The 12249-nt window shown below is 71.9% G+C and carries 12 protein-coding genes; 8 read left to right on the forward strand and 4 right to left on the reverse strand.

Translation table 11 applies throughout. The features are described from left to right. Window positions 1-277 precede the first annotated feature (277 nt). Window positions 278-376, reverse strand: a complete 99-nt coding sequence (locus FRAEUI1C_RS42125; protein WP_368411151.1) for a putative leader peptide — start codon at window positions 374-376, stop codon at window positions 278-280. An 83-nt stretch (window positions 377-459) separates the two neighbouring features. Next, complete coding sequence (gene thpR, locus FRAEUI1C_RS35180) at window positions 460-1005, reverse strand: RNA 2',3'-cyclic phosphodiesterase (RefSeq protein WP_013428166.1); 546 nt, start codon at window positions 1003-1005, stop codon at window positions 460-462. A 121-nt stretch (window positions 1006-1126) separates the two neighbouring features. On the opposite strand from thpR, the gene FRAEUI1C_RS35185 reads away from it, so the two are divergent. From FRAEUI1C_RS35185 to FRAEUI1C_RS35195, 3 genes are all read left to right on the forward strand, one after another. Further along, window positions 1127-2140 (forward strand): Gfo/Idh/MocA family oxidoreductase, encoded by a 1014-nt coding sequence (locus FRAEUI1C_RS35185; RefSeq protein ID WP_013428167.1) that lies wholly within the window; start codon window positions 1127-1129, stop codon window positions 2138-2140. Between the two features lie 97 nt (window positions 2141-2237). Next, window positions 2238-2666, forward strand: coding sequence for a MarR family transcriptional regulator (locus FRAEUI1C_RS35190; protein ID WP_013428168.1), 429 nt, complete (start codon window positions 2238-2240; stop codon window positions 2664-2666). A gap of 452 nt (window positions 2667-3118) precedes the next feature. Next, window positions 3119-4486 carry a citrate synthase gene (locus FRAEUI1C_RS35195; protein WP_013428169.1) on the forward strand — a complete coding sequence of 456 codons (1368 nt, stop codon included), beginning with the start codon at window positions 3119-3121 and terminating at the stop codon, window positions 4484-4486. 213 nt (window positions 4487-4699) lie between these two features. Here FRAEUI1C_RS35195 and pdxH read toward each other — a convergent pair whose 3' ends face one another. Next, the gene (pdxH, locus tag FRAEUI1C_RS35200) at window positions 4700-5461 is read right to left on the reverse strand and encodes a pyridoxamine 5'-phosphate oxidase (RefSeq protein ID WP_013428170.1); all 762 of its coding nucleotides are present in this window, start codon (window positions 5459-5461) and stop codon (window positions 4700-4702) included. A 374-nt stretch (window positions 5462-5835) separates the two neighbouring features. Here pdxH and FRAEUI1C_RS35205 point away from each other — a divergent pair, with 374 nt between their 5' ends. From FRAEUI1C_RS35205 to FRAEUI1C_RS35220, 4 genes are all read left to right on the forward strand, one after another. Next, a complete protein-coding gene (locus FRAEUI1C_RS35205) occupies window positions 5836-6933 on the forward strand; it encodes a citrate synthase 2 (RefSeq protein ID WP_013428171.1) in 1098 nt (365 codons plus the stop codon). After that, window positions 6917-8062 carry a phosphoserine transaminase gene (serC, locus tag FRAEUI1C_RS35210; RefSeq protein ID WP_013428172.1) on the forward strand — a complete coding sequence of 382 codons (1146 nt, stop codon included), beginning with the start codon at window positions 6917-6919 and terminating at the stop codon, window positions 8060-8062. The genes FRAEUI1C_RS35205 and serC overlap by 17 nt, the downstream gene beginning before the upstream one ends. 312 nt (window positions 8063-8374) lie before the next feature. Continuing rightward, window positions 8375-9187, forward strand: a complete 813-nt coding sequence (locus tag FRAEUI1C_RS35215) for a hypothetical protein (RefSeq protein WP_013428173.1) — start codon at window positions 8375-8377, stop codon at window positions 9185-9187. 2 nt (window positions 9188-9189) lie between these two features. Further along, window positions 9190-9954 carry a L,D-transpeptidase gene (locus tag FRAEUI1C_RS35220; RefSeq protein ID WP_013428174.1) on the forward strand — a complete coding sequence of 255 codons (765 nt, stop codon included), beginning with the start codon at window positions 9190-9192 and terminating at the stop codon, window positions 9952-9954. 415 nt (window positions 9955-10369) lie between these two features. Here the strand turns inward: FRAEUI1C_RS35220 and FRAEUI1C_RS35225 are convergent, their stop codons facing one another. Continuing rightward, complete coding sequence (locus FRAEUI1C_RS35225; protein WP_232425234.1) at window positions 10370-10615, reverse strand: hypothetical protein; 246 nt, start codon at window positions 10613-10615, stop codon at window positions 10370-10372. A gap of 483 nt (window positions 10616-11098) precedes the next feature. Here FRAEUI1C_RS35225 and FRAEUI1C_RS35230 point away from each other — a divergent pair, with 483 nt between their 5' ends. Then, a complete protein-coding gene (locus tag FRAEUI1C_RS35230; RefSeq protein WP_013428176.1) occupies window positions 11099-12247 on the forward strand; it encodes an alpha/beta hydrolase-fold protein in 1149 nt (382 codons plus the stop codon). Window positions 12248-12249 lie beyond the last annotated feature (2 nt).

A 12249-nucleotide genomic window follows, 5' to 3' on the forward strand; every position in this document is an offset into this window, starting at 1 on the left:
CGAGGCGGGTTCCGCCCGCGGTAGCCGCCCGCCGGGCGGTCTCCCAGGGCTCATGCCCAGGGCTTCGCGGGGTGGAAGGCCGCCGGTGGCTGCGCCCCGGCAGGGTCCCGGCGACGCGATGGCGCGCCGGCCAGGAAGTGGGCTGGGATGAGCGGCGGGCGAGGCCCGGCGCGGCTGGCCCCCGGAGGCAATCCCGGGAGGCGATGTGGGCCGCGTTGCTGACCGAGTCAGTGAGCGGTGCGGCCTGGAGTGGCTGGCGGCAGGATCGGCGGGGTCCTCAGCGGACCGGACAGGCCGCGGAAGCGACCCGGAGCAGGTCGATGTGGCCCCGGGTGACCAGGTAAGCCGGCTTCAGCACAAGCCAACAGAAACACACCTGTAGCCGGCCCGCCAACGTTTCGGCAGTGTGGCGTGATTCACTTTTCCACTTCTTGACTTAACAAACTGGACTTAAGTGCGTCAGGACCCGGTCAACGACCAGCTCGACTCGACCGCGTAGACCGGCTGGGGGCCCAGCACACTGCTCACCAGGTCGAACCGATCGACCGTCCAGGCAAGGGGCGGCAGTTCGCCCAGGGCGGCCATCACCGCGCGCAGGTCCACGGGCTCGGTCGAGGGCCGGGCGTAGGCAAGGGTGAGGTGGGCCCGCAGCGGGCGGGGGTCCAGGTCGGCCACGCCCGACCGCTGCGCCGCGCGCCGGATCCCCGCGGCCAGCGGGGCCAGGTCGCCGTCGACCCCGGCCCACAGGACCCGGTCGCCGAACCGCCCGACGCCGGCCAGGACCGCGTCCACCGGTGGATGGCGTCGCGCGACCCGGCCGAGCCGCTCGGTCAGCTCGGCGCGCAGGGCGTCCTCGACCGAGCCGAGGAACGCGAGCGTCAGATGGCTGCGGGCCAGGTCCACCCAGCGCAGCGCCGGCGCGGTCGGTCTCGCTAGGGCCACCGCCACGCCGATCGCCTCGATGACCTCGGCCGGCGGCGTCGCGGCGACGAACAGCCTCGCCATGCCCCGATCATCGCCCATCCTGGGCAGACCGGCCCGACCGCCAAAGATCGAGAAGATTGCCGGCGGCGGCTCGGCCCAACCGGTCGTCGCGTGCGCGCGGTCGGAGGCACTATCTGGTGCCATGACCACCGTTCCCGAGCTCGTCGGTCCGCGCGACCCGATCGCGGCGCAGACCTGGCGAGAGCAGCGGCGGGCGGCCCGGCGACGCGACCCACAGCTTCCGGTCGCCGCGGCGCTGGTCACCGACGGATCCGAGCGGCTGACCGCGCGGCTGCTGCGCGAGGCCGGCATGGACGTGGTCGGGCTGCTCGCGCCGGAGCCGCTGGAGTCGCTGGCCTGGGCCGCCGACGTGGGGGCGCCGCGCGCCTACGGCGACCTCGCCGCGCTGCTGTCGGACGACGTCGAGGCGGTGTGTATCGAGCTGGCGCCGCCGGGGTCCGACCTGATCGCCCAGCGGGCCGCCGAGGCCGGGCTCCACGTGCTGCTGGTCCGGGCGCTGACCGCCGACCCGGAGGCGCTGCGCGCCGTCGCCGACGTCGCGGAGGACGCCGATCTCGCGCACGTCGTGGCGTTCGACGACCGGGCCTGGCCGGCGGCCTGGCACGTGCAGGCGTCGGTGCCCGGGCTTGGCCGGCTCACCCAGATGACCGTCGTCGGCGCTCCGTCGGGGCCGCTCGGCCGGGCGGAGATCCTCGACCTGACCGTCCGTTGGTGTGGCGAGGTGCTGGCGGTCTGCGCCGACCCGGCCGGCATGCCCGCCCCCCTGCTGACCAGCACCGCTCCGGTGACCCTCGCGCTGCTGACCGCGAGCGGCGCGACGGTCCTCGTCCACGAGCAGATGGGCGCCAGGCTCACCGACGCGACGTTCACGCTGTGCGGCGAGGCCGGCCGGATCGTGGTCGAGGGTCGCCGGGTCCGCCGGTCCGACCACGAAGGAGTGCGCACCGTGTGGATGCCGCCGCCGGTCTCGGATCGGCCGGGCCTGGTCGAGGCGACCTACGACCTGCTGCGCGCGGTCGAGCAGGACGACCCGGCGATGGTCCGCGGCGCCACCGTCCACGACCTGCTCACCGTGACCCGGCTCCAGGACGCGGCACGGCGCTCCCGCGACGCCGGCGGCTGGGTGGAGCTTTAGCCCCAGCGGCGGTCGGGTATCCGTCGTCTCCCCCGGTCAAAGCCGCCTTTAGCCGAGCGGCGGCTAGATCCCGAACTGGGGTCATGAGTACCGTCAGATGATGGACAGCGCCGCGAAGACCGAGCTTGCGTCGGCATTGCGCCTTTCGGTGATGCGGCTGTCGCGTCGGATGCGCCAGGAGCGGTCGAGCAGCCTCACGCCGACGCAGATCGCGGTACTCGCCACGCTGGAGCGGCACGGCCCGATGACGTTGGGCGAGATCGCGACGCATGAGCGGGTCCAGCCGCCGTCGATGACCCGGGTCATCAGCAATCTCGCGGATTCCGGCCTGGTGGCGAGGTCCGCGCATCCCACTGACGGCCGGCAGGTCATCGCGGAGGTCACCGAGGCCGGCCGCGCGCTGCTGGAGGCGGACCGGCGCCGTCGCGACGAATGGCTGGCCGAACGGCTGGCGGAGCTCTCCGACCTCGAGATCGCCGCGCTTCGCCGAGCGGCCCCGATCCTGGAGCGGCTCGCCGGCTCCTGAACCGACCGCGCCGGCGCGGCGCGAGGCCCGCGGACCCCCGTCCGTCCGGCGATCTGCCACCGAGTGTGACGACTTGCACCCGAAACAGCCGCTGGTCGCGGCGCGCCCGCCAGCCGCCGCGGCGATGCTCAACACATCCCCATCCCCGCGGGGTATCACCCCTCCTGAGCAACACCCGCCGGCCGGACCAATACGCCAGGTGGCCAGGTCACGGCGCTGCGCGGTGGGCTCACAACAGCACGGACCAACGCGACCACGGGGGACAGACCGGGTGGCGCAGCCCACGTCGGATGTTCCGCACCGATCACGCGCATGTGGCGCCTCCAGCGACGAGACTTGGGAGCAACGAACTGCCAGCAAACCGGCGTGAGGGCTCCGCAACCCCGGACTCGGGCGCCGGCGTCGTGCCAGCCCGTCGACCGACTGCGCTGCCACAGCGAGAGGAGCCCGGCGTGTCCGAGCAGGTCAGCACCCTGACCGTGACCGACAACCGCACCGGTCGTAGCTACGAAGTACCGATCAAAGACGGCGCCGTGCGCGCCGCGGACTTCCGCAAAATCAAGGTCGACGACGATGACTTCGGGTTGATGACCTACGACCCGGCGTTCACGAACACGGCGAGTTGCCGGAGCGAGATCACCTACATCGACGGTGACGCCGGCATCCTGCGGTACCGCGGCTACCCGATCCAGGACCTGGCCGAGAAGAGCAGCTTCCTGGAGGTCGCCTACCTCCTGCTGGCGGGCGAGCTGCCGTCGAAGGACGAGCTGGCCACCTGGGAAGACGAGATCACCCACCACACGCTGGTGCATGAGTCGATCAAGAAGTTCATCGACGGCTTCCACCACGACGCGCACCCGATGGGCATGCTCGTCTCGTCCGTCGGTGCACTGTCGACGTTCTACCCGGACGCCAAGAAGATCAAGGACCCGGGACTGCGCCGCCTGCAGATCGTTCGCCTGATCGCGAAGATCACCACGCTGGCCGGCTACTCCTACCGGCACTCGGTCGGCTTCCCGTACGCCTACCCGGACAACGACCTGTCGTACGCCGGGAACTTCCTCAACATGATGTGGAAGGCGACGGAGCTCAAGTACGAGCCGGACCCCAACCTCGAGCACGCGCTCGACGTGCTGTTCATCCTGCACGCCGACCACGAGCAGAACTGCTCCGCGAACGCCATGCGCGCGGTCGGCAGCTCCGAGGCCGACCCGTTCTCGGCCGCCGCCGCGGCCATCGCCGCGCTCTACGGCCCGCTGCACGGCGGCGCCAACGAGCAGGTCCTGCGGATGCTGCGCGACATCGGTTCGGTGGAGAACATCCCGACCTTCATCGCCCAGGTGAAGGACGGCAAGAAGAAGCTCATGGGCTTCGGGCACCGGGTCTACAAGAACTACGACCCGCGGGCCCGGGTGATCCGCTCGATCGCCGACGAGGTCTTCAAGGTGACGGGCACCAACCCGCTGCTGGACCTGGCGATGGAGCTGGAGCGGATCGCCCTTTCGGACGAGTACTTCATCTCCCGCAAGCTGTACCCGAACGTCGACTTCTACACGGGCATCATCTACCAGGCCATGGGTTTCCCGGTGGAGATGTTCCCGGTGCTGTTCGCGATCGGCCGCATGCCCGGCTGGCTCGCGCAGTGGGAGGAGGGCCTGCTCGACCCCGAGCAGAAGATCGCCCGCCCGCGCCAGCTCTACGTCGGCTACGACGAGCGCCCGTACGTCCCGATGTCGGCCCGCACCGCCGACATCGACGCCGACGTGGACGCCATCGCCGCCCAGGCGGCCCAGGCGGCCCCGGAGCGCCCGCTGCGCTGACCCCCCGGTCCAGCAGCCGCACGGTACGACCAAAAGGCCGGCCCGCCCCCTGATCCACGGGGTCGGGCCGGCCTTTCGTCGTCCGCCGGCATATTGATCGCCGTTTTGGCCCTCGGATGGTTGTATCCGTGGCACGAACGCGACCACGCGAGGGCCTAAACGGCGATCAATGGGGCCGTCGCTGGCCACGGCCGGCGCGGGAAGGCGCGGAAGTTAGGGGGACAGGCGTTCGATGACCCAGTTCTCTGGGCCATCGGGGTTTTCCGGGCCATCGGGGCCGGGAGCGGTGACCCGGCGGTAGCGAAGGCGGTCGTGGAGACGGTCGGGGCGGCCCTGCCAGAACTCGACCGTTTCGGGCACGACCAGCAGGCCGCCCCAGAAGGCCGGGACAGGGATCTCGGTGCCCTCGGGCCAGCGTTCGGCAAAATGCGCGTCGCGCCGTTCCAGCTCCGCGCGCGAGGCCAGCACGGCGGACTGCCGGCTGGCCCAGGCGCCGAGCTGGCTGCCGCGCGGCCGAGAACGGAAGTACTCGTCCGAATGGGTTCGGGAGATCCGTTCGACGGCGCCGATGACAATCACCTGGCGTTCCAGCGAGTACCAGGGGAAGACGAGGCTGCCGTGCGGGTTGGCGGCACTCTCCTGGCCCTTGCGCGAGGAGTAGTTCGTGAACAGCAGGAAGCCCTCGGCGCTGAAGCCCTTCAGTAGCACAGTGCGGGCGCTCGGCCGGCCGTCAGCGTCGGCCGTGCCGAAGACCATGGCGTTCGGCTCGAGCACCCCGGAGCCGGGGGCCTCGGCATCGGCGAACCAGCGGGCGAACTGCTCCACCCAGGTGGACGCCAAGGAGTCCTCGTCGAGCCAGCCGGAGTCGTAGACGCGCCGCAGCCCACCAAGGTTCGCGGTCGCGTCCGCGCCGTCGCTGGCCGGTTCGCCGGCCGGCCGGCGGGGCCTGGCGGGTGCGGCGTCGCGGGCGGCCATACGCCCGATCCTGGCACCGTCGCCACGCCCGCGATCCCGCGGCGCCCCGCCGGACCAGCGGGAGACCGGCGGCGACGCGCCGCCGATGACCGTTACACGCCGGTTTCAGCCTCCGGCCGGCTTCGGCCCAATGTGAGGTACGACACCTCGTCGTCATGGGGGTTTCTCCGCGGCACTACTGAGGCGAAGGTCCGTCGAGAAGAGTTGGATGGAGGGATGGCCGGAGGGCGCCCAACCTGGCGGGCTCCGTCAGCCACGCACAGCCGCGGCGGCAGGACGCTCGCCACCCGGGCGACACGGGATCCGACCCGAACCAGGCACCACCGAACGACAACAGGAATCAGTCGCGTACTCAGAGCGGAGATCCGGACTCGATGGCCGAGAAGACAAGCGATTTCAAGCCCGGGCTGGAAGGCGTCATCGCCTTTGAGACCGAGATCGCCGAGCCGGACAAGGAAGGCAGCGCGCTGCGCTATCGCGGCGTCGACATCGAGGACCTGGTCGGCAAGGTCGACTACGGCCACGTCTGGGGCCTGCTCGTCGATGGCTCCTTCGAGCCAGGCCTCCCGCCGGCCGAGCCATTCCCGGTGCCGGTGCACTCCGGTGACATAAGAGTCGACGTGCAGAGCGCGCTGGCCATGCTGGCCCCGTACTGGGGCTTCGGTCAGCTGATCGACATCCCGGACGAGCAGGCCCGGATGGATCTGGCCCGGTCATCCGTGATGGCGCTGTCCTTCGTCGCGCAGTCGGCCCGTGGCCTGGGGCTCCCGGCCGTGCCGCAGACCGAGGTCGACAAGGCTCGGACGATCACCGAGCGGTTCATGATCCGCTGGCGCGGCGAGCCGGACCCCAAGCACGTGCAGGCCGTCGACGCCTACTGGGTGTCCGCCGCCGAGCACGGCATGAACGCTTCGACGTTCACCGCCCGGGTCATCGCCTCCACCGGTGCCGACTGCGCCGCGGCGCTGTCGGGCGCGGTCGGCGCCCTCTCCGGCCCGCTGCACGGCGGGGCGCCGTCCCGGGTGCTCGCCATGCTGGACGAGGTCGAGCGGACCGGCGACCCGGTCGGCTACGTGAAGCAGGCGCTGGACAACCACGAGCGGCTGATGGGCTTCGGCCACCGGGTCTACCGGGCCGAGGACCCGCGCGCCCGGGTGCTGCGGCGCACGGCCCGCGACCTCGGCTCGCACCGCTACGAGGTGGCCGAGGCCCTGGAGGCCGCGGCCATCGAGGAGCTGACGAACCGGTACCCGGACCGCCCGCTGCGGACCAACGTCGAGTTCTGGTCGGCCGTGGTGCTGGACTTCGCCGAGGTGCCGGCACATATGTTCACGTCCATGTTCACCTGCGCGCGGACCGCCGGGTGGAGCGCGCACGTCCTGGAGCAGAAGCGCACCGGACGGCTGATCCGGCCGTCCGCACGCTACGTCGGTCCGGCGCCTAGGCCCCTGGGGGATGTGGCAAGTGCCTGATACGCAGCAGACGTCAACGTCGATCGTTCTGCCTGACCACCTTCGCCCGGTCGACGGCCGGTTCGGCTGCGGGCCGTCGAAGATCCGGCCGGAGGCGGTCGCGGCCCTCGCGGCGACCGGCACCAGCCTGCTCGGCACGTCCCACCGGCAGAAGCCGGTCAAGAACCTGGTGGGCCGGGTCCGGTCTGGCCTCGGCCAGCTGTTCTCGCTGCCCGACGGCTACGAGGTCGTCCTCGGTGTCGGCGGGTCCACCGCCTTCTGGGACTCGGCCGCGTTCAACCTGGTCCGGGAGCGCTCGCAGCACCTCGTCTTCGGGGAGTTCGGCGGGAAGTTCGCCGAGACCACCGCGGGTGCGCCGTTCCTGGCCGACCCGTCGGTGATCAGGTCCGAGCCCGGCTCGCACCCGGACTGGTCGCCGCTGGCCGGCGTCGACGTCTACGCGACCCCGCACAACGAGACGTCGACCGGCGTCGCGAAGCCGGTCCGCCGCCCGGTGGGCGCCGACGCCGGCGCGCTGCACCTGGTCGACGCGACCTCCGGCGCCGGCGGCCTGCCGGTCGACGTCTCCGAGGCCGACGTCTACTACTTCGCGCCGCAGAAGTGCTTCGCCTCCGACGGCGGTCTGTTCGTGGCCCTGATGTCGCCGGCGGCGCTCGCCCGGCTGGGCGAGATCAAGGCGACGGACCGGTGGATTCCGCCGTTCCTGGACCTGACGACCGCGCTCGACAACTCCACCAAGGACCAGACGTACAACACCCCCTCGGTGGCGACGCTGTTCCTGTTCGCAGAGCAGCTGGACTGGATGAACGGCCAGGGCGGTCTGGACTGGTGCGTCGCCCGGACCGCCGAGTCGAGCTCGATCCTCTACAACTGGGCCGAGAAGACGTCCTATGTCACGCCCTTCGTCGCCGACCCGGCGCAGCGGTCGCAGGTCGTCGTGACGATCGACTTCGACGGGGTGGACGCGGCGGCGGTCGCCAAGGTGCTGCGGGCGAACGGCGTCGTCGACGTCGAGCCGTACCGCAAGCTCGGGCGCAACCAGCTGCGGATCGCGTGCTTCCCCGCGATCGAGCCGAGCGACGTCCAGGCGCTCACCGGCGCGATCGAGTACACGGTCGAGCGCCTCTGACGGCGCTGCGCCCGGCCACCACGACGGCCGCGAGAACGGCCAGCCGGTTCCCCTCGGGGAGCTGGCCGGCCGTTCTCGCGTGCGCGGGCCGCTACCCGGACACCGGATCAGCGCCAGTGGCTCAAAAAGAAACCCGCACCCAACGTGCGCGCTAGTCCGGGACCCGGATCGGGTATCCACTTTGCGATATTGGTACCGTTCCTGCCGGCGACGGGCCTCTTGAGAAGGATGCCCCGTCGAGTCTGGCTAGCCGGGGCCGCGCGGGAATCATGACCGCCGTGGACCCGTCGTCCTGCAAGGGAGAACGGATCCATGCGTAACTCCAGAATGCGGGCCGCTACGGCCGGCCTGCTCGGCGCGGCGCTGGTCGCGATCGCGAGCCCCGCCTGGGCCGCGGACACGCCGACCCCGACAGCGACCTCGTGCACCACCGCGACACCGACCGCGGCCACCACCTCGGCGGCGGCCGCGACGCCGACGACCGAGGCGACGGCGAGCGCGGGTGCGACCGCTTCCGCGTCCGCGGCCACCCCCACGGCGGCCGAGACGACGACGGCCGCCGCCTGCCTCGTCGGCGGGGCGGGCACCACGACCACGACGCCTGAGGTGAGCACCCCCGCGGCGCCGGCCACGACGACGAGCCCGAGCCCGGGCGTCATCGTCATTCCGGGTATCGGCCCGATCAACCTGGACATCAAGAAGGACTGCGACGCCTTCAACTCGTTCTCGCCGGTCAAGCTGCCCTGTGACAAGCAGATCACGGGCATCCAGGACTTCGTGCCGAACCCGCTGATCATCACGGCCAAGTGCGGCCCGGACGGCCCGATCTGGACCGTCACGAACACCGGCACGGCCGCGCTCGGCTACGGCTGGTTCGACATCAACCTCGGTGGCGGCGTCTCGATGATCGCCCCCGGTGAGACCCAGACGCTGAACAGCCACTCGATCGCCGTGATCGCCTCGCCCTGGGACGCCAAGACCAGCACCCTGCTGGTGGCGATCCCGGCCGTCGGCTACTCGACCTGCCCCGGCGGCACCTCGGTGAAGATCCCGCCGATCGCGCTGCCGGTCGCCCCGCCCGCCACGGGCGTGGCCGTCCCGGGCACCCCGCACTTCACGGGCTGACCGTGCGCCTCTCACCCTCGCTCGCCCGCGTCGCGGCGACGGCGGCCATCGTCGCCGTGGCCGGTTGCGGCGGTGGCAAGGGCTCCTCGTCCGCCACCTCGACCCAGATCCCCGACACCGTGAAGAGCGAGCTCTCCGCCGTGGCCGGGGTCGGCGTAGACAGCACGATCCTCACCGCGAACAGCAGTTCGGTAGCCGTCTACGCGGCGCCCAGCACGTCCGGCTCGGCCGGGACCGTGAAGCTCCACCTCGCCAACCCGAACCAGGACGGCGCCAAGCTGGTCTTCCTGGTGACCGCGAAGCTGCCCGGCTGGTGGCAGGTCCTCCTGCCGGTCCAGCCCAACGGCAGCACCGGCTGGGTCAAGACCGACCAGGTGACGGCGAGCACCACGCCGTACCGGATCGTGGTCTCGCGAGGCCAGCACACGCTGACCCTCTACAAGTCGGGTGGCGTGATCGCCGTTGAGAAGGTCGCGATCGGCACCTCGGACACCCCGACGCCGGGCGGACGGTTCTACCTCGCCGAGCTGCTCAAGCCGCCGAACCCTGGTGGCCCGTACGGCCCCTACGCGTTCGGGCTGAGTGGCTTCTCGACCACGTTGGCGTCGTTCGACGGGACGAAGCCGGTCATCGGCCTGCACGGCACCAACGAGCCACAGCTGCTGGGCCATGACGTCTCGCACGGATGCATCCGGCTCAGCAACGACGCGATCACCCGGCTCGCCGGAACGGTCCCGACCGGCACTCCGGTCGACATCATCGCCTGAGTCCCCAGGACGGTCATGACCGCGGTTTCAGCCCTCGGATGGCTGGAACCGCGGTCTTTTCTCGACTGCCGAAGCCGCGACGAGCGATCAGGCTGACGGCTGGGCCCTGACGGCCGCGAGACGCCGTCCCGGGCCCGGTCCGGACGCGGCGGCCAGTCAACTTCGCAGGTAGGAGGGTTAGCCCGGCTCAGCCGGGTAGATGCCCAGAGCCGGTCGCGGGCCCTGAGCCACGCAACCAAGGCCAGGCGGAGGTTGTGGGGACTCCTCCGCCACCGGGGAACCGCGAACGTGCGTGAGTTGGAGGGCTCCGCGCGTCATCGTCGGTCCCACCCGGCCGCGGTCGCGCCGACCCTACGCTCGGAGGGGGGCGTACGGAGGCGCGACCGCGGCCGCGAGCTGACTGACCGCTACCTGACTAGGGGCGCTCGCCGCGGACGACGTTGAGGCGGGGGCGCTCCTGCTGCGCGCCGGCCGTCTTCTCCGCGGCCGTGCGGTAGCGGTCGAAGGCCGCCTGAGCACGGCTCTCCAGATCGTCCACCAGGGCCAGCTGGGCCCGGACCCGCCGCTCGCCCGCCGGTCCGGCGGCCAGCAGGTCCGACAGGCAGTGATCCACTGCGCGCCGCGCCGCCAGCCACCCAAGGAGCAGGCGGGAACGATCCATGTCCGATAGCTCGTCCACCGAGAGTTGTCCCTCCGGATTGCCGATTGCTCGCTCCGGTCGCGTCTCCTGACTACCTACCCTGGGGGCAGTCGCGCTTCGCAGTGCGACGTGTCCGCGCCGGTCCGCCGCCGGCTGGCTCGGCGCCCGCGCTGATTTCCACTCCCAGAGTGCCGCACAAGGGCCGGCCACGCCCGACAGTTCGCCGAACCCCTCCCCACCGTGTCATCCTCTCGCGCCCGCCCGGACGCCAGACGCCGCCCGCCACCGAGTGACGCGCGCAACCCCGCCACCAGCGCGCCTCTACCGCCAGCGAACGGCCTCGGCCGTGCCTGACCACCGACCGGCGCCGCGACCGCGTGTGGCGGACACGACCTGGAATGTCACCGGGTCAGGCCCGCCGGAAGGCGGTCGAGACGTGGCAAAGCGACCACTGACGGCCATGATGGACAACCGGACGTCGGGTCCGCCCAAGGAAACGGCAAAATGGGCGATGTGTCGGCCGTCCGTCGCCGCCGGGCCGCCACGGTCTGGCTCCTCAGCCTCCTGTTCGCCGCCCTGGCCGCCGCCGGTTGCGGCTTCCCGGCCGGCGACCCGTCCGCTGGCGGCGCCGCGGCCGGCGCGACCCCGGCCGCCGTGGCCGCCGCCGCCACCCCCACCCATACGACCGGCCCTGACGCCTACGAGCGCTCCGGCCGCACGTCCCAGCTGCACCTCGTGCTGCCCGGTCCGGACACGGCCGGCCCGTACCCGCTGGTGGTCGCGCTGCACAGCCTGTTCCACTCGGCGGCCGAGACCGAGGGCTGGGGGCTGAGCCAGCTCGCCCAGACCGCCGGCTTCGCGATGGTCAGCCCGGACGGCATCGACGGGTCGTGGGACGCGGGCAGCTGCTGCGGCGACGCCGCCAGCAAGGACGTCGACGACGTCGCCTACCTGCACGCGCTGATCCAGCACCTGGAGACGAACTACCCGATCGACCCGACGCGGGTCCTGATCGTCGGCCTGTCCAACGGCGGCATGATGGCCTACCGCTACGCCTGCGAGCACCCCGAGGACATCGCCGGGATCGCCGTGGTCGCCGGCAGCCTGGAACAGCCCGGATGCAAGCCGAAGACGCCGCTGACCGTCGTCTCCGTCCACGGCGGCAAGGACCAGCACGTGCCGGGGGCCGGAACCACCTGGCAGCGCGATCTCGCAGCGCCGATCACCTCGACGGCGGACAGCCTGGCCCCGTTCCGGGCCGAGGACCGCTGCGAGCCGGCCACGAGCCCTGGCGACGTGACGGCGACCGGCCCGGACGGCGCGCCCCGCCTGAGCGAGACGCTCAGCGCAGGCAGCCCGGCGGTGACCCCGGCACAGATCCGCGCCACGCTGGCCGGGGCTCGCCCCACCGGCGACCCGGCCTCGGCCGATGCCGCGCCGATCACGCCGGTGCCGGTTGACGCGGCGACGAACCCGACCGACGCCGTGCGGACCGAGTCCACCTGCGCCGCGAGCGCCCGGGTCGTCGAGTACTTCCTGCCGAACGTCGACCACGGCTGGCCCGCGTCGACCGGCCCGGCCGCCTTCGACACCGCGACGGTCGTCTGGCGCATCCTGAGCGGCGCCCGCGCCAACCCGGTCCCGAACCGGTAGGC

The organism is Pseudofrankia inefficax (assembly GCF_000166135.1).
In the GTDB taxonomy this organism is placed as follows: Bacteria; Actinomycetota; Actinomycetes; order Frankiales; family Frankiaceae; genus Pseudofrankia; species Pseudofrankia inefficax.